This window comes from Serratia sp. NPDC078593 (assembly GCF_050268245.1).
Lineage (GTDB): Bacteria > Pseudomonadota > Gammaproteobacteria > Enterobacterales > Enterobacteriaceae > JBNNGK01.
This window is the reverse complement of the sequence record NZ_JBNNGK010000003.1, coordinates 244,217-268,426: the sequence shown is the minus strand read 5'-3', so window position 1 is coordinate 268,426 and position 24,210 is coordinate 244,217. Positions and strand designations below refer to the sequence as shown.

At 51.1% G+C, this 24,210-nt stretch carries 28 protein-coding genes; 7 read left to right on the top strand and 21 right to left on the bottom strand.

Annotated features, from left to right (window positions below):
• Nucleotides 1–142 precede the first annotated feature (142 nt).
• The 4 genes from ACQKDS_RS05355 to mgrB form a co-directional block, all read right to left on the bottom strand.
• Entirely contained in the window at nucleotides 143–379 is a 237-nt protein-coding gene (locus ACQKDS_RS05355) for a DUF4060 family protein (RefSeq protein ID WP_399666403.1), read from the bottom strand.
• 72 nt (nucleotides 380–451) lie between these two features.
• The gene (locus ACQKDS_RS05350; RefSeq protein WP_399666406.1) at nucleotides 452–775 is read right to left on the bottom strand and encodes a phage protein NinX family protein; all 324 of its coding nucleotides are present in this window, start codon (nucleotides 773–775) and stop codon (nucleotides 452–454) included.
• A 288-nt stretch (nucleotides 776–1,063) separates the two neighbouring features.
• Nucleotides 1,064–1,339 (bottom strand): YebO family protein, encoded by a 276-nt coding sequence (locus ACQKDS_RS05345; protein WP_399666408.1) that lies wholly within the window; start codon nucleotides 1,337–1,339, stop codon nucleotides 1,064–1,066.
• A gap of 92 nt (nucleotides 1,340–1,431) precedes the next feature.
• On the bottom strand, nucleotides 1,432–1,590 hold the full coding sequence (mgrB, locus tag ACQKDS_RS05340) for a PhoP/PhoQ regulator MgrB (protein ID WP_399666411.1): 159 nt from the start codon (nucleotides 1,588–1,590) through the stop codon (nucleotides 1,432–1,434).
• Nucleotides 1,591–1,752: 162 nt separating this feature from the next.
• Between mgrB and ACQKDS_RS05335 the strand changes: the two genes are divergently transcribed.
• Nucleotides 1,753–1,983: a YobH family protein gene (locus ACQKDS_RS05335; protein WP_399666414.1), complete on the top strand. Its 231-nt coding sequence runs from the start codon at nucleotides 1,753–1,755 to the stop codon at nucleotides 1,981–1,983.
• Nucleotides 1,984–2,055: 72 nt separating this feature from the next.
• On the opposite strand, the gene ACQKDS_RS05330 is transcribed toward ACQKDS_RS05335, so the two are convergent.
• The 4 genes from ACQKDS_RS05330 to ACQKDS_RS05315 all read right to left on the bottom strand — a co-directional run bounded on the left by ACQKDS_RS05330 (nucleotide 2,056) and on the right by ACQKDS_RS05315 (nucleotide 6,232).
• A complete protein-coding gene (locus ACQKDS_RS05330; protein ID WP_399666417.1) occupies nucleotides 2,056–3,450 on the bottom strand; it encodes a c-type cytochrome in 1,395 nt (464 codons plus the stop codon).
• A gap of 9 nt (nucleotides 3,451–3,459) precedes the next feature.
• On the bottom strand, nucleotides 3,460–5,049 hold the full coding sequence (locus ACQKDS_RS05325) for a GMC family oxidoreductase (protein ID WP_399666420.1): 1,590 nt from the start codon (nucleotides 5,047–5,049) through the stop codon (nucleotides 3,460–3,462).
• A 28-nt stretch (nucleotides 5,050–5,077) separates the two neighbouring features.
• The gene (locus ACQKDS_RS05320; RefSeq protein WP_399666423.1) at nucleotides 5,078–5,599 is read right to left on the bottom strand and encodes a sugar dehydrogenase complex small subunit; all 522 of its coding nucleotides are present in this window, start codon (nucleotides 5,597–5,599) and stop codon (nucleotides 5,078–5,080) included.
• 393 nt (nucleotides 5,600–5,992) lie between these two features.
• The gene (locus tag ACQKDS_RS05315) at nucleotides 5,993–6,232 is read right to left on the bottom strand and encodes a DUF2766 family protein (RefSeq protein ID WP_399666426.1); all 240 of its coding nucleotides are present in this window, start codon (nucleotides 6,230–6,232) and stop codon (nucleotides 5,993–5,995) included.
• A gap of 178 nt (nucleotides 6,233–6,410) precedes the next feature.
• Between ACQKDS_RS05315 and ACQKDS_RS05310 the strand changes: the two genes are divergently transcribed.
• Together ACQKDS_RS05310 and ACQKDS_RS05305 are read left to right on the top strand one after the other, a co-directional pair.
• A complete protein-coding gene (locus ACQKDS_RS05310; protein WP_399666428.1) occupies nucleotides 6,411–6,623 on the top strand; it encodes a YccJ family protein in 213 nt (70 codons plus the stop codon).
• A gap of 454 nt (nucleotides 6,624–7,077) precedes the next feature.
• A complete protein-coding gene (locus ACQKDS_RS05305; RefSeq protein ID WP_399666431.1) occupies nucleotides 7,078–7,464 on the top strand; it encodes a helix-turn-helix domain-containing protein in 387 nt (128 codons plus the stop codon).
• A 28-nt stretch (nucleotides 7,465–7,492) separates the two neighbouring features.
• Here ACQKDS_RS05305 and ACQKDS_RS05300 read toward each other — a convergent pair whose 3' ends face one another.
• The 5 genes from ACQKDS_RS05300 to lysM form a co-directional block, all read right to left on the bottom strand.
• Nucleotides 7,493–7,846, bottom strand: a complete 354-nt coding sequence (locus ACQKDS_RS05300) for a DUF1304 domain-containing protein (protein WP_399666434.1) — start codon at nucleotides 7,844–7,846, stop codon at nucleotides 7,493–7,495.
• A gap of 575 nt (nucleotides 7,847–8,421) precedes the next feature.
• A complete protein-coding gene (locus ACQKDS_RS05295) occupies nucleotides 8,422–8,586 on the bottom strand; it encodes a hypothetical protein (RefSeq protein WP_399666437.1) in 165 nt (54 codons plus the stop codon).
• Between the two features lie 444 nt (nucleotides 8,587–9,030).
• Nucleotides 9,031–9,195: a hypothetical protein gene (locus tag ACQKDS_RS05290; protein WP_399666439.1), complete on the bottom strand. Its 165-nt coding sequence runs from the start codon at nucleotides 9,193–9,195 to the stop codon at nucleotides 9,031–9,033.
• Nucleotides 9,196–9,218: 23 nt separating this feature from the next.
• Nucleotides 9,219–9,365: a hypothetical protein gene (locus tag ACQKDS_RS05285; RefSeq protein WP_399666442.1), complete on the bottom strand. Its 147-nt coding sequence runs from the start codon at nucleotides 9,363–9,365 to the stop codon at nucleotides 9,219–9,221.
• Between the two features lie 213 nt (nucleotides 9,366–9,578).
• Nucleotides 9,579–10,025, bottom strand: a complete 447-nt coding sequence (lysM, locus tag ACQKDS_RS05280; protein ID WP_399666444.1) for a peptidoglycan-binding protein LysM — start codon at nucleotides 10,023–10,025, stop codon at nucleotides 9,579–9,581.
• Nucleotides 10,026–10,250: 225 nt separating this feature from the next.
• Between lysM and ACQKDS_RS05275 the strand changes: the two genes are divergently transcribed.
• On the top strand, nucleotides 10,251–10,442 hold the full coding sequence (locus ACQKDS_RS05275) for a YebW family protein (protein WP_399666447.1): 192 nt from the start codon (nucleotides 10,251–10,253) through the stop codon (nucleotides 10,440–10,442).
• Between the two features lie 81 nt (nucleotides 10,443–10,523).
• Here the strand turns inward: ACQKDS_RS05275 and ACQKDS_RS05270 are convergent, their stop codons facing one another.
• The 7 genes from ACQKDS_RS05270 to ACQKDS_RS05240 form a co-directional block, all read right to left on the bottom strand.
• Nucleotides 10,524–11,603, bottom strand: a complete 1,080-nt coding sequence (locus tag ACQKDS_RS05270; RefSeq protein ID WP_399666450.1) for a porin — start codon at nucleotides 11,601–11,603, stop codon at nucleotides 10,524–10,526.
• A gap of 590 nt (nucleotides 11,604–12,193) precedes the next feature.
• A complete protein-coding gene (gene astE, locus ACQKDS_RS05265) occupies nucleotides 12,194–13,177 on the bottom strand; it encodes a succinylglutamate desuccinylase (protein WP_399666452.1) in 984 nt (327 codons plus the stop codon).
• An 11-nt stretch (nucleotides 13,178–13,188) separates the two neighbouring features.
• The gene (gene astB, locus ACQKDS_RS05260) at nucleotides 13,189–14,529 is read right to left on the bottom strand and encodes an N-succinylarginine dihydrolase (RefSeq protein ID WP_399666454.1); all 1,341 of its coding nucleotides are present in this window, start codon (nucleotides 14,527–14,529) and stop codon (nucleotides 13,189–13,191) included.
• A 166-nt stretch (nucleotides 14,530–14,695) separates the two neighbouring features.
• On the bottom strand, nucleotides 14,696–16,168 hold the full coding sequence (gene astD, locus ACQKDS_RS05255; protein WP_399666457.1) for a succinylglutamate-semialdehyde dehydrogenase: 1,473 nt from the start codon (nucleotides 16,166–16,168) through the stop codon (nucleotides 14,696–14,698).
• Nucleotides 16,168–17,202, bottom strand: a complete 1,035-nt coding sequence (gene astA / locus ACQKDS_RS05250; protein ID WP_399666460.1) for an arginine N-succinyltransferase — start codon at nucleotides 17,200–17,202, stop codon at nucleotides 16,168–16,170. The genes astD and astA overlap by 1 nt, the downstream gene beginning before the upstream one ends.
• Before the next feature lie 52 nt (nucleotides 17,203–17,254).
• Nucleotides 17,255–18,469: an aspartate aminotransferase family protein gene (locus tag ACQKDS_RS05245; protein ID WP_399666463.1), complete on the bottom strand. Its 1,215-nt coding sequence runs from the start codon at nucleotides 18,467–18,469 to the stop codon at nucleotides 17,255–17,257.
• A 564-nt stretch (nucleotides 18,470–19,033) separates the two neighbouring features.
• A complete protein-coding gene (locus ACQKDS_RS05240; protein WP_399666466.1) occupies nucleotides 19,034–20,452 on the bottom strand; it encodes a PLP-dependent aminotransferase family protein in 1,419 nt (472 codons plus the stop codon).
• 151 nt (nucleotides 20,453–20,603) lie between these two features.
• On the opposite strand from ACQKDS_RS05240, the gene ACQKDS_RS05235 reads away from it, so the two are divergent.
• The 3 genes from ACQKDS_RS05235 to ACQKDS_RS05225 are packed head-to-tail and all read left to right on the top strand — an operon-like array spanning nucleotide 20,604 to nucleotide 23,157.
• The gene (locus ACQKDS_RS05235) at nucleotides 20,604–22,007 is read left to right on the top strand and encodes a cytochrome ubiquinol oxidase subunit I (protein WP_399666469.1); all 1,404 of its coding nucleotides are present in this window, start codon (nucleotides 20,604–20,606) and stop codon (nucleotides 22,005–22,007) included.
• 2 nt (nucleotides 22,008–22,009) lie between these two features.
• Nucleotides 22,010–23,017: a cytochrome d ubiquinol oxidase subunit II gene (cydB, locus tag ACQKDS_RS05230; protein WP_399666472.1), complete on the top strand. Its 1,008-nt coding sequence runs from the start codon at nucleotides 22,010–22,012 to the stop codon at nucleotides 23,015–23,017.
• On the top strand, nucleotides 23,017–23,157 hold the full coding sequence (locus ACQKDS_RS05225; protein ID WP_399666475.1) for a DUF2474 domain-containing protein: 141 nt from the start codon (nucleotides 23,017–23,019) through the stop codon (nucleotides 23,155–23,157). The genes cydB and ACQKDS_RS05225 overlap by 1 nt, the downstream gene beginning before the upstream one ends.
• A gap of 62 nt (nucleotides 23,158–23,219) precedes the next feature.
• On the opposite strand, the gene ACQKDS_RS05220 is transcribed toward ACQKDS_RS05225, so the two are convergent.
• Nucleotides 23,220–24,065, bottom strand: coding sequence for a hypothetical protein (locus ACQKDS_RS05220; protein ID WP_399666477.1), 846 nt, complete (start codon nucleotides 24,063–24,065; stop codon nucleotides 23,220–23,222).
• Nucleotides 24,066–24,210 lie beyond the last annotated feature (145 nt).

Sequence of the window (24,210 nt, the reverse complement as noted above, 5' to 3'; positions counted from 1 at the left end):
GTGGGCAAGATTTAGCCAATCAATAAATGTATCTGCGGGCGGCTTTTTAACACTTAACCCCGGAAGCATCAAGGACTAGCGCCTGACAGCATCGCGATCGGGCGCTAATTTGGGCAGCAATGGTTGTGAATGGCGTCGCCTATCAGCCCGGCAGGCCACACAGTTTGCTCAGGTTACGCGCGCCGATCATCAACGTCGCGACGTACGATTGTCGGCGCGTCACGACTTCAACAGCCACACAGTCATTTTGATATTTAATCAGATAGGTTGAAGGCCAGCCCTCTCGGCGCTGGCCGAAGCTTTTAGCGTGATGGTCAATGGCCGCATGAGCAACCACCAAATGAGACAAGTTTTTATCACCTTTAATAATGCGCTTCATAAACAGGCTCCGCCAGAGACAGTTCCCTTGTCTAATTATGGAAAACATTAATGGGTTATCAGAACGTCAGTTTCAGCGTGCGGTGTCTTGGTTTTGTTGGCTTTGTTGACTGAGTAGAAAGCAAATCATCGCCGCTCTTAATGGGCTGCTGCTATCCGCTTGCCACTCACCCATTGACGTCGAGATGCGCGCTTGCCATTGCGGCGTATCACTTTGGTTATCCGGGTTAAGGCTAATTTTATGGGCGCAAATGATCGGCCAAGCGTCGGAAGGATTTTTACAATAATCTTTACCTTTCATGCCGCCGTAAGGATACCACTTATCCGGATTTTCTCCGGTGATCAAGGCAATACTGCGGTTAACCTCGGCGTCGCTCTCTTCATACCATTTAATCATCAGCTCAATCCATCTTTGGTAAGGTTCGCGCTACCATACGACGACAATACGACAGTTTTATGACAGTTCACTGCTTTTTTACATTATCCATGCTGATGTTTTTATCATATTGAGGTGATCTGTACACGATGATGTTAAGTGCGGGTGCAGCATCTCCTCAACGGAGAGCTGGCGGGTAATAAGCCATTGAACGGGGTACATTAGGGGAATGGTGAGAAGGCCTTGCGGTTAAAACTGAAACTGAGATAACCAACGTGTCCTTAACCTTCTCACCAAATGGAGGCGCGGTTAACGCTCGGGGATAAAACCTTTGAAATCCAACACCGGACTGAGATCGTCATCATCTAACGGGACGTTATCGCCACGCGCGTTATGCACCATGTTTTTCAATAGTGCAATTTGTTGACGCTGTTGGTCAGCAATATCCTGCAGTAGCCGAATTTGCTCGTTGGCGCGCACGCTAGCCCGGTTGACCATAAACCACACCCACAGCCCCACGATGAGCGCAAGCGGCGCAATCACCCAAGAGATGAGCCCGGACGCGCTAAAACCTAAATCAAACATGGACTATCCTACTACGGCTAAAAACAGGCTTATATCTTACCATTCCCACGACAAACACGAACATCCTTGTGCAAAATTGTTCTGTACTGGCTTTACCATGGCACCAACCGGGTGATTGAACAAACCCCCAAGGTAAAATTACCGCCTTGATCGCAATAGCTGTCGAGCGCAAGCAGATACAACAGTAGGCCTGCCAGCAGGGTCGCCACGATCATCAGAATTTTATTTCGCAACAAACTTAGCAGCCTCATTGTTATCTTGTTAAGTTCTTACCAGAATACCATACGAAACTTAAACGAAGTTTAACTCGTCGTTTAGATTCCTTTTGCCAATGATGCTTTTCAGAATGTTGCCGTTGCTTCTGATTAGCCGCCATGGCTATATCAACAGTATAAGAACCAATAGGAGTCGAGATGGGTAAATTAATCAAACTGGCGCTCGTGTTAGCCGTGTTGTATGGCGTCCTGCTTTTTTCTGGCTATGGCATACTGATTGGCAGCAACCAGAACGTAGGTGGGTTGGGATTACAGTGTAAATATTTAACGGCGCGCAACGTGGTGATCGCTCAGTTTATTCATGGCAACAACGGCATTATCGGTATTTCTGATTGCCCTATGTTAAACAAGAGCATACCTGCAGCATAATCAGCACTGCGGCAACGCCGCAGTGCTTCCTCCTCTCCTTGGTACAGAACTCGGCACAAGCGCAACCGCGTATTATTTTCTTCTCCAACGTAATAATGCCAACACAAGCAGTAAGACGACGATCCCGCCACTAGCGAGCAAGTAATTAACGTAGCGAACGATAAAGGGCGTATCACCGCCGTTACGTATCGCGTTAACTTGTTCAGCCGTAATCGTCTCATCGATATTGCCAAACTGATGGCGTACATAGCGACTCACGGCGGCTATCTGCGCATCATTCATTTGTTGGTCAAACGCCGGCATCGCGACATCGCTATCACTGCCTTTGCGCTCAATGCCCTGCGCAATCACCATCACCAGATTTTGCGGCGTAACATGAGACACGGTCGTGTTGTTGATGAGCGAAGGATAAAAGTTATCTTTCGTTCCCTGCCCGCCAATACCGTGACAACTGGCGCACGCACCGCTATACAATTTAGCGCCGTCGGTGGTGCTGCTGTCCGCCAACGCGGACTGGCTGCTTTGACCAGTGAGTACCATATTCATGTCGTTCGCGGCGATTGGCCTGCCCACCTTAACGGCAACCGGTGTTTCGATGGCGGGGATCTGTTTTATCCACAGCGCGATAGCATTGAGATCCTCCTCGTTAAGGTAGCGGAAACTTTTCTCCACCGCCTCTGCCATTGCCCCCGCCGCCTGCGCTTTGCCCGCTACATGCCCGGTTCGAAGGTAGGTCACAATATCCTGCTGACTCCAGCGCCCAATGCCGCTGTTAGCCGGGGTAATATTGGGCGCATACCAGCCGCCCAGTGCGCCACCGGCCAGATTTTGGCTGCTATCTTCGGCCATCATCATATTGCGTGTCGTATGGCAGGTGCTGCAATGGCCAAGCACTTCAACCAAGTACTTACCCCGATTTAGCGTATCGCTCACGCCCACCTGTTTCTCAAACGGCGCGTCGCTGCGATATAACAGATTCCAGACCCACATAACCTGACGAAGATTAAACGGGAAACTCAGCTGCGTTTTCGCAGAGGGCTGAGCATCGACCGGTTTCACCCCTTGCATAAAATAGCGGTAAAGCGCATGGACATCTTCATCGCTTAAGCCATGATACGCCGTGTAAGGCATCGCGGGATAAAGGTTACGCCCATCGGCAGCCACGCCTTTACGTAGCGCGTCAGCGAACTGTTGCTCGCTATAATTCCCGATACCAAAGCGTTTTGACGGCGTGATATTGCTGGAAATGATCCGCCCCATGGGCGAATCAATGGCAAAACCGCCAGCAAAAGGTGCCCCTGCCTTAACTGGGCTGTGACATGCGCCACAGTCGGCAGCCAGCGCCAGATATTCACCGCGTTTAATCACTTGCTGAGGCGTAGTTTCCGTCGCCAGTGCCGAGCCCGTGCTGAAAAAACCGGCGGCCAGTACGGCAACGCTTAAAAGCCTTAGTGTGGTTTTCATCATTGCCTCAGCTCATATTTCTTTATCGATGATTGCAGCCGCACGAATACTCAACGCGACACCCGTTAACGTTGGGTTAATCACCCCCGATGCGGGAATGACGCCGGTGGTGGCGAGAAACAAATTGTCGTGTTCCCATGTTCGGCACTCATGATTAACCACCGAACTCTGCGGGTTATCGCCCATAATCACCGTCCCCATCAGGTGATCCCGATTTTGCCAACCGGTATTGTCTTCAATCAGCGTGCCACCCATCAACCCGACGAATTTTTTATAATCGTTGTCCACTACCTGCTTTGCTGCTTTTACGTAGTCATCAACCTCGTAATGAACGGTAAGCATCGGAATACCTAATGCATCTTTACGCGTAGTGCTAGGCCTTACGGTGTTGGTGGCATGCGGCAAAATTTCAAACACGGTTGAAACATCGATCCAGCGCGCAGCCTGATGGCGAATTTGCTTATCCAGTTCACTGCCAATAACCCCTTGTGCGATCAATCGCTGCGCCACCGCCATATTGGGAACGTTATTGGATAGCGCATGCTTAATCGCGGCGTGTCTTTTACGGAAATCGCCGTCACGATAGTTAAAGATACCGCCCTGCTGCACCGCCCCACGCCCCGGCCAAACGGGTTCATCGGCCAAGAATTGCAGCCCCATACCGGTGTGATCCATCAAGTTACGCCCCACTTGATCCGAACCGTTAGCCACATCGGAGAGCAACAGCAGCTTGGGCGTTTCCAGACCGTGTGCGGCCACGATAAAATATTTGGCCGTCAGACGTGTGTCTTCTCCCTTCGAACTGCGCACATGCACGGCGACGATTTTACCGCCCGTTCCTTTTTCCAATTTCCACGCGGTAGCATCGGTGAGCAATTGGGCCCCGGCCTTTTGCGCGTGTTGCGCATGGGTTTCCCCACTGTACATGGCACCTATCGGGCAAACCGGCATACAGTTATTGTTACCGCTACAGGCGGGGCGTCCGTCATAGGGCCGGGTCGCGCGGCCGTTGGGTTCATGGATAAAATGGTAACCGGCTGGACTCAGGCGGCTTTTTACACGCTGAAACAGATAGGTTTCCCCTTCGGGCTCCATCGGATAGGGTTTGGAACGCGGTGGAAACGGCAACCCTGCCTGGCCGCTCTGATCGTCGGTATTACTGCCACACACCCCTAACGCCTCTTCAGCTTGCTGATAAAAAGGCTCGAGCTCGCTGTATTCCATCGGCCAATCACGCCCCACGCCATACAGGCTCTTATGCTTCATATCGTTAGGAAGATAACGCCAGCAAGCAGCGGCCCAGTGCCAGGTTGTTCCCCCAACCAGCTTTAACATGCCGGGGCGGAAATCGAAGGAGCCCGTATTTTCGATGTACTGTTCATCATAAGAATGATGCGCCCACGGTGCGTTAGGATAAGGCGAGTTATAGTTGCCTTTTTTGGGGGAGTTACGAAAATTTTCGACAATTTTCCAGCGTGGAATTCTTTCACCGGCTTCAAGAATTATTACTGAACGCCCTTTCTGGGCTAAGGTATGCGCGGCATTGCTCCCTAACGCACCCGAACCGATCACAATAACATCGGCATCATATTGTTTAGTCATGTTTGGCTCACATAAAAAGAAGCGTTAATTAATCGTTTTCTCGGGTTACGGGCGGTTGCGTCCAATAATTGGTATGACCGCGTGAATAGGTTGGAATAACGGTGGCGTCTAACGTTGGGGAGTACATGAGGGCATCGGTATAGGTCACGAAACGGGTGTTATCGACCGACCGCAGGGGAATGGGTGTACCGGTAAAACCAAGATACCAGGCTGAAACAATTTTCTTCACGGTATTCTGGGTTTCGTCATCAGTCAGTATCCGATGCCCCAAGAGTTGATCCGCGTGAGTAATGTTCGCAACAGACATGACGTTCATCAATTGGCGCATTTTTTCCACAAACTGCGCATCCTCTGAGCAAAGGCAATCGAGGGCCCTTTGTGCAACCAACGGGCTCAACTGTTTCCGACCGGTAAGCAGCAAAGAAAGCTGATAAAAAGAAGTGCTATCACTGAATTGAGAGGGCATTTTCGCCCATGAGAGAACGGGGTTGAGCACGGCAAACCCGGTTAAATATGCCCCTGAAATCAGGAGTTGCCTTCTGGTTAACATCAAATATCCCTTCCTTGTGTGATGATATTTCCTATTTGATGCTTATTTAATTAGCGAGTAAATCATTTAATTTTAAATTATTATTACACTTTGTTAACCATGACACTAAAATCAGCTTTGCAAAAATAGCGAAGTAGTCAGGCGTACCAAGAAATCGACCGCTGGAACACCTGCACCTGACACAAAACCGGAACCAAAACGATACCCGCGTTCTCTCCACGCGGTTCGTGCCAAAAGGGTTCACGCTGGCGCACGCACCGTTGCGCTAGTTAATCGGCAGGGATGCAAACGGCAAAGGGTGTGTTACGGGGCAAAGAAATGGGGAAGGAAGAAAATAGAAACGGTGGCTGATGTGGCGCACCACCGCTTCGTCGCACAATGCGTTAATCTGGCTTAATCACGCTTGAACTTAAGTTCGATGAGCGCAATGGCTTTTTCAATTGCCCGCTTGGTCACAGGATCGGCCCCTGCGGGGTGGGTCGAAAAATCAATATTTTTAAGCTGGCTGGACATTTTGTCACGCACCTCGGTCGGCGCAATCACATCAATCACGTCCAGGATCTGCTTAATGACCAGTTGACAAGCGACCAGATCGGACACGAACTCCTGATCGTTGCTTAATGTATCAGACATAACATACTTCCTCTCTAGGCAAACGCCGCACAGAATATCACGCAGCCCAATACTTTGCCGCCTCAAAGCCATGCAACCGTGGCCTCTCCGGCCGTATTCAGCATTCAACGCCAATAGGAAAGCAGCGTTTCGCCTATACTGAATCCATCATCAGCTAAAACTAAACCGGAGAAGAGTGATGGCAAATCACAATGTAAAATCGTGGGCAACGGTACGCGAAACCTCTGTCGAGATCGCTGAAGCAATTTTTGAACTGGCAGGTAATGATGAGATCCTGGCGCAAAAAATTTGGCAAGAAGGCAGCGATGAAGCGCTGCAAATTGCCTTTGGCAAAACGAATGCCGACCAATTATATTGGGGCGAAGAAAGGGTAGAACGCAAAAACGTGTAATTGCTGTAATGCAATAAAAAGCCCGGGTGCCGCTCACTAACCCAGGCTTTTTCACTTTCGCTTGGCGGTATTCACTTAGCGCCGGTTTTACGGCACAACGGTCATCCGTTTCACGATTCGTCACCTCCCACACTGTTCGCTTTATTCACCTTCATCGCGGGTGCAACCATAAATACGGCAACCCCTACGACGACAACCAGAGTAATAATCACTGTCATTAACATGCGATCACCTCATCAAAGCTAGGTTGCTACGGCGGTAGCCCTGTCATTGGTGTGTCTCTGCCTGGCCGAACTAACAATAGCCGGGCAGCAAGCCGATTCAGATTAACGGGTTTCGCCCACCAATAACAAGCAGCTCATAAGATTAAACATCACGCTTTGCGCGGTGCTTTTTGTCGCAAGCGGCAAGTTGTGTATACTTCGCTGTATGTAGATCTCACATAGACGCACTGATGATACAAGAACATCACCTCTCATTGGTCTGCGCCCTGAGCAAATGGGTTGAAACTCACCTTGGACGAGCGATCCATCTTGAAGAGTTAGCCAACTATTCCGGTTACTCCTTGTGGCACATGCAGAAATTATTTAAAGAAGCGACAGGGATCTCTCTCGGTAAATACATTCGTGAACGCCGGTTAGCGGGGGCGGTTTATCAATTACGCAGTAGCAACGCATCGATTTTTGACATCGCACTGGATTTTGGCTTCGGCTCACAATCCCATTTCACTTATATGTTCCGCAAGCGTTTCAACATCACACCGTATGATTTCCGGCAAGATCTGAGCGTAGATTTACACATCTCGCCGCCGTTGCACATCATTCACCAGAAAATGGCCTGAATCCCACCCGCCGGTTACACCTGGCGGGTTAGCCCGTTACGAACACCGCCCCTATCGCGATCAACGCTGGCAATGCCTGAATCCATAGAATTTTGCGGCTGGCCGTCAAACCACCAAAAATACCCGCAACCAGTACGCAGCCAAGAAAGAACAACTGCCATGCCGGCTGTTGTAACCAACAACTCCACAGCAGCCCCGCGGCTAAAAAACCGTTATACAGCCCTTGGTTGGCCGCCAGCGTACGCGTCGCGTGTGCAAACTCAGGCGTTGTGCCAAACGCCCGCATACCTGCAGGACGTTGCCAAAGAAACATTTCCAGCAGCAGAATATAAATGTGCAGTAGCGCAATGGCAACGATCAGAATATCCGTAATATTTGTCATTGTATTTAATGTGGTTAAGCGTAATGGATAATTATTTAATCTACATCCTTGTTAACTAAAAGCAATGATACCCTTCATACTTCAAATTGCTTGGGTGTTGACTGCCTTCCTCCACCTCGGCCACATAGTGGGCTATGTTCCCAAGGGTTCATTCAGTTGCCGCCTACAAGCAACTCGAATTATCTTGAGTATCTACATATTAAAAAACCGCCTAAGCGGTTTTTTAATATAATCATTCAGAGTTAGTGTAGAGCAATGACTAACAGGGCTGCGAGTGAGACCCAAAACACCGCCGTTGCAATAACAACATGGTATAATCTTGCACGATAGAGTATTTGGCTCATAATAACCTCTCTTGCTTTTTACTAACGAGGAACCGCTGTATCCCCACAAGAAACATCTTAGCTATCCCCTCAGCATAATAATCTGCTGTAGATCACTATTTTTCTGTTCGAACACTATTCGTTGATAAACTCAGGCGTTCGATCACATTAATCAAAATTTAATAGAGCGATTTGCATAAAAAAAATCATAACCTATAACCATTAGGAATCGAGCTAACCGCCAAGACACGACTAACGCGGCGTTTCCTCTTGTGAGGAATCCTTCCTCTCACCGTTTTGTATTTCTTTATCTACCGCATCGCGCCCAAATAAACCGCTCATCATCTGGCGTAATGGCATCACATCGAGCCCAGCTTTAATCACTGCTTCTTCAATCAAACGAGTGTGATAACTCATTTGCATTATCGGCGAATAACTTTCCGCTCACGCACAAATTATTACGCAATCATACTGAAAGTTTTTCATTATTAACTTTCACTGCCACCAGATAAGGGTTTAAATAACTGTTAAAGGTAATACCAAATAGCCAGTCAGCATGGAATATAAACAATAGATAACGGGATGCTGTAAATCATCCAGCGATGAACGTTAACACTGGCCGGTATAGAATCGCTGCATAAGATTGACCCGCTCCCCATTGATGATATTTCGGCAAAACACGGAGCAACGGACCATGATCATTGCAATGATAACTGACGACCGCGCCGTGAGCGATTGAAGGATGAAAGACAGAAATGACTCACGGATACTATCCGAACGTAAAAATACCTCATACACAACCCTTGAGGATATTTTTGTCCAATCGAGACGACATAAGGTGATGAGCGATTATGGAATTAGCTAAGGCGCTTTAAGATAGCAATTTTGAATACTGATCGGATCATTCGCGTGTTTAAGATCGGTTAAATAGGTCACGCCAAACAAGACGGATACCACCAACAGCGCAGAAACCAGTAGCCCGATAATGGCAATCAGTTTCGTCTCATGATGGAGATTATGCTCCATGTCCTCTCCTGTTGTTACAAAAGTCACGCCAGCCATAAGATGACCACTAACGTAAAGAAAATCAGTGAACAGGAGGCGATCGCCAACACCAAAATGGCAAACTGCGCATCACCCAACGTTTCACGGTATTTTTTATCCTGCGAGGCGTGATCACGCCGTTGTTCTACCAAATTTATCTAGCTCATCATATTGGAATGTTGTTATAGATGATTAGCACCGCGCTGACGCTACCAATTTTCCCTCAGAGGGTCAACACACGTCAGCTAAGATCATAACGAAAGATCAGGCCTCTCTCTATGCCATGCAACGCACTACACTAAAAAATACGCTGTTAAGCCATAAAAAAGCCCGATCGGCGATCGGGCTAGTCGGCTACATGCGATTTATTGCGGGATACGCAACACCTGCCCAGGGTAGATTTTGTCTGGGCTAGACAACATCGGTTTGTTCGCTTCGAAAATCTTATTGTACTGATTCGCGTTGCCATATACTTCTTTCGAAATCGCGCTCAGGGTATCGCCCTTCTTCACGGTATAGAACGTACTCTCGGTTTCACCCGGTGCGACGGTCACCTTATCTTCCACACCGCTAATACCCGCAACGTTACCCACAGCAACCAGAATTTTTTCTTTCAATTCTTGGCTAATGCCGTCACCCGTCACCACCGCTTTACCATCAACTACCTGCACATCAACCTTGTCGGTATCCGGCAAGCCGCTTTTGTTGAGATGCTCCTTCAGTTTGGCGCTTTGATCGGCAGTATCGGTGTTACCGGTCACTGTATCCCACAGTTTTTCGCCAGCTTCTTTGACGAAGTTAAACAATCCCATATCCACTCCTGTTTGATGGTCATAAAATTACATTTACTTAATGCCTGTTAAGCTTAGCATTGATGGGCAGATATTCAATTAGCTTAGTGGCATTAGGCAGTTAGAGAAGTCTGAAAGTGTCACGCTTGATGGACAAACATTATTCAGCATAATGATTTAAGCGGAAAAACGTGCCAGAATTATGAAACTAGCCATACTGATAACGGCCGGGAGGAAGTTGAATTTATGTACGCACTGGTGATGTTTGTCTGTTATCTGGATGGGGGTTGCGCCGATATCATGGTGGACATCTTGCGCGATGAACAGCAATGCCTGGTGGCAATGAAAGAACAAAAGCTACGCCACGCTGGCTGCTATCCGGTCGAGGATTTTATCGATGGATTTTGGCTACCAGCCAGTGAGTATGCCGCGTTCTGACGCCAGAGCGGGCCACTCCTCTACGCTAAGGCAGAGCCTAAGCCCTGCCTTATGCGGCTATCACGCTGAATGCGCTAGCACTCAGAAACGATAAGTCAGGCTGACCGCCACAATATCGTCATTGTTTAGCTTCAGCTTATTGTCGTCACTCAGTTGGTTGATCTGGTAATCAACATAGGTATACATATTCTTGTTGAAATAATAGGTCGCGCCGATTTCAACATACTTCACCAGATCGGCATCCCCCACGCCTTCAATATCTTTGCCTTTGGACTGCACATAAGCCAGTGAAGGGCGCAGACCGTTTTCGAACTGATACTGTGCAACCACCTCAAAATTTTGCGTTTTATTGGCGAAACCTTTGACACTATTCACGCTAATCGGCGTCATGTTACGCGTTTCAGCATACATGGCGGCCAGATACACCTGGTTAGCATCATATTTAACGGCGGTGGTCCAGGCTGACGCGTTATCGCCTTTACCAATAGCGGACTTTTTCTGGTCAGCGGTGCGGTTGGCATCAGAATAGGCGGCGGCAAAACCGATGCCCGAGCCGCCAATATCCTGATAATCCAATGACATGCCATAACCGTCGCCATTTTGACGTTGCAGTTCACGGCCTTCATTTTTGCCTTGATATTGCAACGCGATATTCAAGCCCTCAACCAGACCGAAGAAATCGCGGTTACGGTAGGTGGCCAAACCGCTGGAACGGGCGGTCATAAAGTTGTCGGTATAGCTGTATGAGTCACCGCCGAACTCCGGCAGCATATCGGTATAGGATTCCGCATCATAAACCACGCCGTAGTTGCGACCGTAGTCAAAAGAGCCATAGTCGCCAAATTTCAGCCCGGCAAAACCAAGACGCGTTTTCGTCCCGTTGTTGGCATCCGCCCCTTCCGAGTTGTTAGCTTGGATATTGTATTCCCACTGGCCATAACCCGTCAGTTGATCGGAAATCTGCGTTTCCCCTTTAAATCCCAAACGCACATAGGATTTATCGCCATGACCTGAATCGTTATGAATAAAGTAATGCTTGGCATTCACCCGGCCGTAGAGATCGAGTTTATTGCCCTCTTTATTATAAATTTCTGCCGCATTGGCAAAAGAGGAGATTGCGCCGATCGCAACCGATAAGGCTAAAACACTACGTTTCATCATTAGTTTCCTAGATATTATTATAAACCCTGCCTGTCACGCCCAATTTATACTTTGGGCTGTGATTTTCATTATTTAGTCTTTTATGAGCCCTTTTAATAAAGGGTCATGTGACATTAGCATCATGAATCAAAAGTTAAAATAAAAAAGTTCACAAAATAGCGTGAATAATACACGCTTAATTGTAACAAAATATTAAACTTAAACATTTTTCAACATGATGATTTATCTGATTTTTTATGCATTATGTTATATCCAACATGGTGCAATGCACTATTTTGGTGCATGAAATCGAGAATGGTTTATTTTTTAATCGAAAAAAATAATAACGTCATTCTTAGTGTGCTAATGAAAAACGTTATTTATCTCACATCTCGCTTAAACCAACGAAATGACATCGCCATTGCGTATTATTGAGTTAAATCCGCATTGTTTTACCTATTCAATCCAACAATGGGTTTCAACGCGATGAAATAGAAAAAAGACAACGTTATCGCGTGGCGATATTGTGTGACCTTCAGCAATATCGAATATTACCTGGAAAATAACAGAGACGATTAGCACCGCCGATAAGCTATCGGCGGTGAGATAATTTAATACAGTGCGCTGCGCGCCACCTCAGTCAGCACCATGCCGGCTCGCAAACCCAGTGCCACTTGCGGATTCGGGAATAGAATCCATTCTTTATCATGTTGCACCCGGTACGTTTCACCCGGCTGCTCGCACAGCAGCGTCCCCTGCGGCAGCTCAGTAAAGTTGGCGGTATCCTCACTCAAGTACAGTTTAAAGGGTTCATTGCGCTTGATCAGCGAGTGCTCAACGCGAAACACGCGCATCGCCGTGCCACCGCGTGGCGGCAATGCCTCACGGCTGACCAACGCCCGCAACGCACGATTAATGGCAGCAAACTGCTGCAAATCATTGTCGCCAAACGGCCGCGCCTTGCCAAGTTCCAGCGTACAGCTGGCCGCGTTAAACTGCTCGCTGGTAAAGTGACTGAAGGTTCCGCCCGGCTCACGATGAATCACCAGCGCATCCAGTTCGGCGGCGTCCAGCAGCGATAACAGCGCGGTGTCATAGGGCCGTGGCTGGTACGGTAAAATACCAAACCGCGGCAAGCGGGAATCACGGATAGCGGTATGCAGATCGTAATGATAGCGCGCTACGGTTTCCGGCGTAAAAAAGCGCGCTGTCACCTGCTCCAACTGCTGCGCTCGCGCCGTTTCACCACTGGGCGGGAAATGGACGGCTCGGCCAGCAAACATACGATTCATGTCACTATGTAGGTAGCGCTTACCTGCGCGCATCGCCGCTGGATTGCCCAGAATCACCAATAATCGCACCGCTAACCGCCGTGAGCCACTCAGTAAATCACTGACCAACTGATTGAGTAATTCTATCGGTGCCGTTTCATTACCGTGGATCCCTGCCGACAGCACGACAGCGTGTTGATAAGGCTGCACCGGACACATTTCCAGCAGCCCTTCCCCCAGCCAACGCCAGCGTAACTGACCTGTTTCACCCTGCTGACAGGGCGGAACCTGCCCCGCCAACGTCAGCGCCAAAAAATCCAACATGCCGCCCCCACTTATTGCTGGAATGGATAGATCGACCCCAAGCCCAGAATCGACGTTAATGAGTCTAACGCCTCACGGGACTCACGTAACAGCTGCGGATCGGCCAAGTCCTCCGCCGTCAACCGATCGCGGTAATAGCCGTCAACCCAGGCATTGAGCGTGGTAAACAACGTATCATTCATCATTACCCGCGGATTCACCGCCCGTAACTCCGCCTCGTTAAGCGCGACTCGCAGACGAAGGCAAGCTGGCCCACCGCCATTGCGCATACTTTCACGCAGGTCAAAGACCTTTATCTCATCGATTGGCCCCCCGCAGGCGAGCATGTCATTCAAATACGCCCATACTCCGGCATGCTGGCGTGACTCTTCAGGCACCACAATCATCATCTTGCCATCGGGCTTGGTCAAAAGCTGGCTATTAAACAGGTAGGTTGCTACCGCATCCGCGACGGAAACCTGCGCCGTTGGTACTTCAATTGCGTGCAGTTCCTGTTCCAGACTGGCCATTTTTCGGCGCACTTCATCCAAGGCCTGTCGTTGATGCAAAAATGCCTGTTGATGATGGAACAACACCCGTTGATTACTGACCGCAATCACATCATTGTGAAACACGCCCTGGTCGATCACCGCGGGGTTCTGCTGAATAAATACCGTGTGCTGCGCTTCCAGTTGATGCAGCCGGGCAATGGCCTCACTGGCTTCACGCGTTTGACGCGCCGGATAACGCGTTGGCGCAGCCTCACCGCCAAACGCCTGCTGACCATAAACAAACACCTGCACGCTGCGCTGGCTATACTCGCCCCCCAACCGGTTATGATTGGCCGCCCCTTCGTCACCCAACAGCGCCACCTGCGGCAAAGCCGGGTGGTGTACAAAGTGGTGTGGATCATTGAAGATCGCTTGCAGTGCAGCGGAGGTGGTTTCCGCCTCTATCGCACGGTGAAACTTATTGTTCAAATTGGCGGCGGTAAAATGTACCTTGCCGTCGGCGCTGTCCGCCGACGGCGAAACGGTAGCCGCGTTGGCCGTCCACATTGCCGAGGCCGATCCCAGAGCCGAGAGCAAACGCGGCGATGTGCGCTGCACCTGCGCTAACACCGCCTCATCGCTGCCGCTGAAGCCTAAGCGCCGCAGCATCGGCAAATGCGGCCGTTCCTGCGGCGGCAAGACGCCCTGCTGGAAGCCCAAATCTGCCAACGCTTTCATTTTCAGCAGCCCTTGCTTCGCGGCCAACTTCGGATTGGAAACGCGGTGCTGATGCAACGTAGAGGCTTCATTACCAAATGACAGCCCGGCATAGTGATGCGTCAGCCCCACCAACCCGTCGAAATTGACTTCATATCCTGCCATACCGCTCTCCTGGGCCGGCGCCAGACCAGCCCTTTATACCCGGCATACTTCACGTTGCCTGTGTGTTGGCTGCGCTCGTTCACCCGAATCACTGACCCGTGTTAGCTCGTCAGGATTCACTTCCTTGCCGCCTTCCTGCAACGCGAATTATTTTGGGTATAGATGATTAATTAAACGACAAACCGGGTGATAAGCTGGCGGGTAACGTCAGGCTTTCACTTTCCAACGAGGCCATCGGCCAGGCACAATAATCCGCAGCATAATAAGCACTGGGTCGATGGTTGCCGGATGCCCCTACGCCACCGAACGGTGCCGCACTCGAGGCGCCGGTCAACGGCTTATTCCAGTTGACAATACCGGCACGCGCCTCCAGCAACAGTTGTTCAAACTGCGCTCGCTGTGGCGACACCAAGCCCACCGACAGGCCGTAGCGCGTTTGATTCGCGATACGCAACGCCTGCTCAAAATCGTCGTAACGAACGATGGTGGTCAATGGCCCAAAGTATTCTTCGTCTGGCAACTCCGCCACATCGGTGACATCGATAATGCCCGGGCTGAGTAACGTGCTGTCGTTGTCCAACCGTTGCAGCGTTAACAGCGCTTTCCCGCCAAGTGATAACAAACGCTGTTGTGCTGCCAGCATATTTTCTGCCGCCGCCGAAGAGATCACGCCGCCCATAAACGGTTGCGGATCGGCATCCCAGCGGCCAATGCGCAACGCGCTGGCAACCTGCACCAGCCGGGCAATAAATGCATCACCCTGCTCGCCACGCTTAACCAAAATACGGCGCGCGCAGGTACAGCGCTGCCCGGCAGAGATAAAAGCAGACTGAATCGCCAGGTTGACCGCCGCATCGCGATCGTCGATGTGCTCAACAATCAGCGCGTTATTACCGCCCATTTCCAGCGCCAAAATTTTCTCTGGTTGACCGGCTAACTGACGATGCAACTGATAACCGGTACCGGCGCTGCCGGTGAACAAAAGACCATCAATATCCTGATTCGCCGCCAACGCCTCACCGGTTTCTCGTCCACCCTGCACCAGATTGATCACCCCAGCCGGTAGACCGGCTTCTAGCCACAGTTTCAACGTCACCTCCGCCGTCAACGGCGTCAGCTCACTCGGTTTGAAAACCACGGTATTCCCCGCCAGCAGCGCGGGGACAATATGGCCGTTCGGCAAATGGCCGGGAAAATTGTAGGGGCCAAATACCGCCAGTACCCCATGCGGCCGGTGTCGCAGCGCCGATACGCCGTCAGCCATCGTCGTTTGGCTCTCACCGGTACGCGCCTGATACGCCTGCAATGAAATACCCACTTTACCGATCATCGCCTGGACCTCGGTCAGCGTTTCCCAGCGTGGTTTTCCGGTTTCGCGGCTAATGGTGGCCGCCAACTGCGGTTTATGTTGCTCTAACAGTGCAGCAAAACGCTTAACCAGTTGCTCACGCTGTTCAAACGCGGTGCGCGCCCACTGAGGGAAAGCCGCGCGTGCCGCCTCACAGGCCGCAGCGACATCGCGACCATCGGCCGCATTAGCCTGCCACAGCGGCTGATTATCCACCGGATCGGTTTTGTTAAACGCCGCGCCGTGGCCCGGTTGCCAAACGCCATTGATAAGCAGTGCAGGATGAGACATTAGGCTTTCTCCTGTGGATTAAGAGGAACCACGCGCACCGGGCTGCCTTGCTCAACGCCCAGCGCCGCCGCTGTTTCAGCATCAAGATGGAGCCGGTCATCATACAGATCGGCCGCCACTAACAGTGCGCGGTAATATTGATAGTTATCGTTAGCCACCAGATACAACGGGGCATCGGCACGCATCGGTGTGGCGTCCAGCACCACTTTCACCTGTTGGCTGCATCTGATCGCGCGGATCTGGTCAAGCTCCGCCTCCAGGGTTGGCCCGCCATCAAAAATATCGACATACCCTTGATAACTCAGCCCCTCGGCTTCCAATAGCCGACGCGCGGGTGCGGTTTGCGGGTGCACTTCACTAATCACACTTTGCGCATCCTCCGCCAAGAAATCGATATACAGCGGATGCTTAGGCATTAGTTCGGCGATAAAGGCTTTCTGCCCTGTACCGCTCAGGTAATCCGCCTTGGCAAACTCGATCGAGAAAAAATGGCGGCCAACGCTTTCCCAAAACGGTGAGCGGCCATTTTCATCAGAAAAACCGCGCATCTCGGCGATCACTTTACGGGCGAAATGCTCGCGAAAAGCGGCGATAAATAGAAAACGCACCTTTGATAGCAGTTTACCGTTTTCGCCGTGGCGGTAATCGGGATCGAGAAACAGCGTACACAGCTCAGAGTGGCCGGTGTGATCGTTACTGAGGAACAGCGTCGGTACCGTTTTGTACACGTCGAGCTGCTTGGAAGCGTGTACCAGCGGCCCCACGCGGAAGCTGTACCATGGCTCCGTCAGACCGACGGCCACTTCAATCGCGCTGACGCCAACCACCTGTTGACGCACCGTATCTTCCAGCACAAACAGATAACACTGTTCGCCGGGAGGAAGTTCGCCTTGCCAGGTTTTTAATGCCCGCTCAATACGCGCTAATAAGGTGTCTTCATTTTGCGGCAAAGAGGTGAGACCAATGCCAGACTTACCGGCAAGCTGATATAAATCAGCCAGATCGCGACGCTCTATCGGGCGAATAATCATCATAATGCGAACCTCTAATTCTTCCGGTGGTGCCCTTACGCGCACCACCGTGGTCTCAGCTGCAAATGCGGGCTACCGCTCGCGCAAATCGCGCCAGCCCCTCTTCCACATCGGCTTTTGGAATAATCAATGACGGAGTAAAACGCACCACATTCGGCCCGGCGATCAGGGCGATCACCCCTTCTTCGTTGGCATATTGGGTAATCTGCTTGGCTTTCCCAGCATAATCCGCTGTCAATACGCAACCGATGAGCAAACCGCCCCCGCGAATTTCCGAGAAAATCGGGTACTGCTGATTAAGCTCATTCAACCGTTCGATAAACCACTGATGACGCTGCTGAACGCCTTCCAAGACCTCAGGCGTATTGATGATTGAGAACACTGCCTCCGCGACCGCAGTCGCCAGCGGGTTACCGCCATAAGTGGTGCCGTGAGTACCCACGCCAAAGGTTTTTGCCAGAGCATCCGTGGTCAACATCGCACCAATCGGGAACCCGCCACCAAGCGCCTTGGCGGTAGTCAGTACATCAGGCACCACGCCATAGTGCATGTAGGCGTACAGACTGCCGGTACGACCCATCCCGGTTTGCACCTCATCAAAGATCAGCAATGCCTGATGGCGATCGCACAACTCACGTAAGCCGCGCAGGAATTCAACATCGGCCGGCAACACACCGCCCTCACCTTGAATCGGCTCAACAATCACCGCGCAGGTGCGATCATCGATCACTGCGGCGGCCGCAGCCAGATCGTTATAGGGGGTATGCGAAATCCCGGCCGGTAACGGCGCGAAGTCCTGAGAGTATTTCGGCTGCCCACCGGCGGAAACGGTGAACAACGTGCGGCCATGAAACGCGTTATTAAACGCCACGATTTGGTTTTTCTCGCCGCCGTGATGATCCATCGCATGTTTGCGTGCCAACTTCAGCGCCGCTTCGTTGGCCTCTGCACCGGAGTTACAGAAAAACACTTTTTCTGCAAATGTGGCGTCGATCAGACGTTTTGCCAAACGCAGTACCGGCTCGTTGGTGTAGCCATTACCCAAATGCCACAATTTATCGGCCTGCTCGTTGAGCGCCGCCTTCACGATGGGATGCGTATGCCCCAGCGCATTCACCGCAATACCACCGGCGAAATCTATATACTGCTTTCCCTGCTGATCCCAGACGTGAGAACCCTCTCCGCGTACCAGAATAAAATCTGCGGGTGCGTAAACCGGGATCATCCAGTCATCGAAAGACTGTCGGGTAACTGCGATTGGCTGTTCCATAGTGACCTCAGAGCATCAGCGAAAAGCTGAGTTTTGACTGTAAGGGCCGTTCCTGCGTCATAAATGCGGCAACATAACAAAAAACCGGCGAGTAACGGCTTGGATCTGACCGATGATAATTCTCCTCACCCACGGCCAGTTAGATACAAATATGTTACATAAACTCGATTTTTCGCTATTTCTGCCGCATAGCGCCCCCGGAACGGGGAATAAATGTTAACGAACAGTTAAAATACATGCCGTTTGATAAAGAGTGTAGAGCAGCTATCGTGCCAATGCGGAATTTGGGAGGCATTTCTCATTTTTTTGCGTGAAAACAACGAGTTATAGTGCATAAATATTCATTTTTTATGCATTAGTAATGAATAATTGCAAAAACACAGCCTAAATTCATCATGGGCCGCGAAATCCTATTCATTGACAAAAAGATTCGTTTTTTCTGATCGCGCTCGCAAAAAATAGTCAGTCAGAAAACGGCACTCTCCCACTTTTGCCCCAATAAAGGGCGCGAGCGCGCCACGCTGGGGCAAAAGTCGGTGCCGTAAAGCCAAGAGGGTTAGGCTGTTATGCCATCGGTTTCAGCTTGCGAATCAGCTTGCCAAGCGTGGCAATTGCCGCATCAAGCTTATCGTTCCATTCGAATGAAGCGTTAAGCCGGAAGCAATGATTGAAATGGTTGCCGGTGGTGAACATACGCCCCGGGGCGATACTGACGCCCAATGCCAACGCACGTTGATACAATGTCATCGCCGACAGCGAGGGCGCCAACTCCAACCAAAGGAAATAGCCGCCATCAGGCTGGCTAACCTTTACCGTCGGAGGGAAGTGGTGGGCAATCGCCTGACGCATAGCACTTTGCCGCTGGGCTAACAGCCGGCGTAAACGCCGCAAATGGGTGTCATAACCGCCATGTAGCAGGTAATCGGCAATCGCCAACTGAGTCGGCACGCTGGCTGACACGGTGCTCATCAGTTGCAAGCGTTGGATCTGCGGTGCGTGTTGCCCGGCCGCCACCCAGCCCACACGAAACCCCGGCGCTAAACATTTGGAAAACGATGAACAGTGTAAAATCTGCCCATTTTGGTCCAACGCTTTCGCCGGTAACGGCCGCTCAGCGCTGAAGTACAGCTCGCCATACACATCATCTTCAATCAACGCTATCTGCCGCTGGCTCAGCAGCGCGACTAGCCGCCGTTTATTGGCCTCCGGCATACTGGCACCCTGTGGATTTTGAAAATGCGTCATCAGCCAACAGGCTTTAATCGGGTATTGCTCCACCGCCTGCTCAAGCGCGTCCAAATCAATACCGTACTGCGGGTGAGTGGCAATCGCCACCGCCTTCAATCGCAGCCGCTCTAACGCTTGCAACGCCCCATAAAAGGCGGGGGATTCGATCGCCACGTAATCGCCCGGTTGCGTTACCGCTTGCAGGCTGAGGCTAAGCGATTCCATCGCACCGGCGGTGATCACAATTTCGTCAGGTGCCACCTGCATGCCGCTCAAGGCATAGCGCTGGGCAATATTACGCCGCAGTGCATCATTGCCCGGCGGCAGGTTAGCCAGCGAACTGTGCGGGGTAAATTTGCGTGCGACACTGCTTAGCGCACGCGCCAATTTAGGTTGGGCAAAAAGCGTCGCGTCGGGAAATGCCGAACCAAAAGGCACAATCGCCGGATCCTTACAGGCCTGTAACACCTCGAAAATAAAGGCGTTGATGTCTACCTGTTCACTTAACAGCAGTTTCTCGCTGCGTTCGGCCTGCGGTAACGGCTGCGGCCGCGCCGCCACGTAATAACCGGACTGCGGCCGCGCGACAATCCATCCCTGGCTTTCCAACAGTTGATAAGACTGCACCACCGTCATCAGGCTCAGTCCCGCGCGTTTACCACTCTCACGTAGCGAAGGCAGTTTGTCACCGGCGCGCCATACGCGGTTTTGAATTTGCTCGCGGATCTGCTGCGCTAATTGTTCATATCGTGTCATCTGCCTTACCGCCAAACTGTTATAGATAAAATTAAAATAACTGTCACTATTATAGTTACTGTACTCCATGCTTAACTTAGCGCCAAGCTTTCCTAGGTAAAATCCACGCCACACACAAGAGGTTAAATTATGTCCAAGCTAAGGGGGCGCCATGCTGGGTCTTGATGCACTGGAACTTGCCAGAATACAGTTCGCCTTCACCGTATCCTTCCATATTATTTTCCCCGCCATCACCATCGGTTTAGCCAGCTATTTAGCGGTATTGGAAGGTTTATGGTTGAAAACACGCAACCAAACCTATCGCGATCTGTACCATTTCTGGTCGAAAATTTTCGCCGTCAATTTTGGTATGGGGGTGGTTTCCGGTTTGGTCATGGCTTACCAGTTCGGGACTAACTGGAGCTTTTTCTCCGAATTTGCCGGCAGTATCACCGGCCCGTTGTTGACCTATGAGGTGCTGACCGCCTTCTTCCTAGAGGCCGGTTTTCTGGGCGTGATGCTGTTTGGCTGGCACCGCGTCGGCCCCGGACTGCACTTTTTTGCCACCTGCATGGTGGCACTGGGCACGCTGATATCCACTTTCTGGATTCTGGCATCGAACAGTTGGATGCAAACGCCGCAGGGCCATGAAATTATCAATGGCCAAGTGGTGCCGGTCGACTGGCTAAAAGTCATTTTCAATCCGTCGTTCCCGTATCGGTTATTGCATATGTCCACCGCCGCCTTCTTATCTTGCGCATTTTTTGTCGGCGCCTCTGCCGCTTGGCATCTGCTGCGCGGCCGCGATACGCCAGCGATACGCACCATGCTGTCGATGGCGATGTGGATGGCGCTGATCATTGCCCCTATTCAGGCGGTTATCGGTGATGCGCACGGCCTGAACACGCTGAAACATCAACCGGCAAAAATCGCGGCCATTGAAGGCCACTGGGAAAATCGGCCGGGTGAGGCCACCCCGCTGATTCTGTTTGGTTGGCCCGATATGCAGCGGGAACAGACCCGCTTCGCGCTTGAAATTCCGCTGCTCGGCAGCCTGATACTGACACACAGCCTGACCGAACAAATTCCGGCGTTGAAGTCCTTCCCACCAGAAGATCGCCCCAATTCAACCCTTGTGTTTTGGTCTTTCCGCATCATGGTGGCGTTGGGTATGTTGATGATTATCGCCGGAATATGGAGCCTGTGGCTACGCTGGCGCGGCGGGTTGTATCACGCCAAACCATTCCTCTATTTTATTCTTTGGATGGGGCCGTCCGGCCTGATCGCGCTGCTGGCCGGTTGGTTCACCACGGAGATCGGCCGTCAGCCGTGGGTGGTGTACGGTTTGTTACGCACTAAAGACGCCGTTTCCGCGCACGGTGAGTTGCATATGAGCATCAGCCTGCTGGCATTTATCGTGGTGTATTGCTCGGTGTTCAGCATAGGTTACGCCTATATGATGCGCTTGATTCGTAAAGGGCCACAAACGCATGAAGGGCACACGCCTGACGACACTGACGGCAGACCGGCGCGCCCCCTGTCCGCAGTGAAAGACACTCTAGATGGCAGGAGTTGAACATGGGTATCGATCTTCCACTGATTTGGTTTTTGATCATCGTGTTCAGCACCATGATGTATGTGGTAATGGACGGTTTCGATCTGGGTATCGGTATCTTATTCCCATGGGTGAAAGCCAGCCGCGACCGCGATGTGATGATGAATACCGTCGCGCCGGTTTGGGATGGTAATGAAACCTGGCTGGTATTGGGCGGTGCCGGGCTTTTTGGCGCATTTCCGTTGGCGTATGCGGTGATCCTCGATGCATTAACGATCCCGTTAACCTTGATGCTCATCGGGTTGATTTTTCGTGGTGTGGCGTTCGAATTTCGCTTCAAAGCCAGTGAAAAAAAACGGCATGTCTGGGATAAAGCGTTTATCGGCGGTTCGCTGCTGGCAACGTTCTGCCAAGGCGTTGTCGTCGGCGCCATCCTAAATGGCTTCCCGGTGGAGAACCGCAGCTATGCCGGGGGCCCGCTCGACTGGTTAACTCCGTTCGCACTGTTTTGCGGGCTGGGATTGGTCATCGCTTATGCCTTGCTGGGTTGCACCTGGCTGGTAATGAAAACCGCCGGTGACTTACAGGCAATAATGCACCGGTTAACGCTGCCGTTACTGCTCATTTTGTTGACGATCTTAGCGGTGGTCAGCCTCTGGACACCGCTAATGCATCCGCACATTGCCACACGTTGGTTCAGTCTGCCCAATCTGTTCTGGCTGTTACCGGTGCCGGTCATGGTGCTGCTCAGCGCCTGGGGGATATGGCACGGGGTACGTCGTCATGCCCATTATTCCCCGTTTTTACTGACGCTGCTGCTGGTCTTTCTTGGCCTGAGCGGGCTGGGGATCAGTCTTTGGCCGCTGCTGATCCCACCGTCGATCAACCTGTGGCAAGCGGCTGCACCACCGCAAAGCCTGGGCTTTATGCTGGTCGGTGCGCTGTTCATCATCCCGATTATTCTGGTTTACACCTTCTGGAGCTATTATGTCTTTCGCGGTAAGGTCAATCACGAACAGGGGTATCACTGATGAAGAGTCATCATGCAGCACCTTGGTGGAAACGCGCCGGTTGGTTAGTGATTATCTGGAGCGCTAGCGTCGTGGGGTTATTTATCGTCGCGTCGCTTTTCCGTCTGCTGATGAGCGCGGCAGGCATGAAGTCTCATTAATTCGTGCTCGTCATCACGCCGTCGACATCATCATTCGACGGCGTGTATTTTCCTTGGTTCATTTACTGCATGGCGCTAATGCCGTGCAACGTCATCAACTCGTTAACCATGCTTTGATGATCAGCCACCCATTTCCGCGCGGTTTTATGTTGCTCCCATTTAATATCGATTAAATGCGCCATATCAAATTGCGGTTTATCACACTGCGCCAGTGGATACAGGTTGGGACGGATAATTTCAAACATCGCCTGACCACATGCCGCAATGGCCGCCATACCGATGGGATCCGCGCCGTCCAACGGGTCTTTAAAATAAAAGCGGAACGGATAATCGCTACTGGCTGGGCGTATAGTTTGCGAATCTAATCCCAAACTACTGAGGTAAATGTGCGTCAGTGAGGGACGGCTCTCATCTTGACTGCGCGGGATCATAATCACCGGATAGCTATCAAGGATACCGGTTTCCGGCGAATCCTTACGAAAGATGGATTTGAAGAAAGCCTGATCGACCGGGATTTTTGACGTATCCAAGCCCTTCTCTAATCGATCGCGATAATACTCGCGCATCTGTGATGAGAACATAACGCCATAACATTGCTGTCCCCCCGGCAAGACTTCCACTTTAAGAAAATCGTAAACGGGTAACGCCTGCTCGTCAGGTTCGCCTGCGGCTTTACAAAACAAAGAGAAATAATAGACCCGCAGCTTGCCACTCACGGGCTCATCCGCACAGTTTTGTGCAAATAAAACATTAGCACGATTTAAGAACCATTCGATGGCGTTAGGGCCAGAGTGCGCCATATCATTAATATTGTTATAACGCAGGAAATGATTTGCATGACGCTGTAAGTCACTGACCTGAAGTTCGGGGGTAATCTCAAGTTGGCGGGTAAAAAAAACGCATGTCATAGCTAGGCTCCACGATTAAACATAAACATTAATTATGCATAACATGGGGAAATTGCCAGTGACAGGGCAGGAAAAAGTATCGCTCATTCAATAATAAAATGATGGCATGGCTGCCAGCACAGCATCGGGGGGGAAACACGTAATG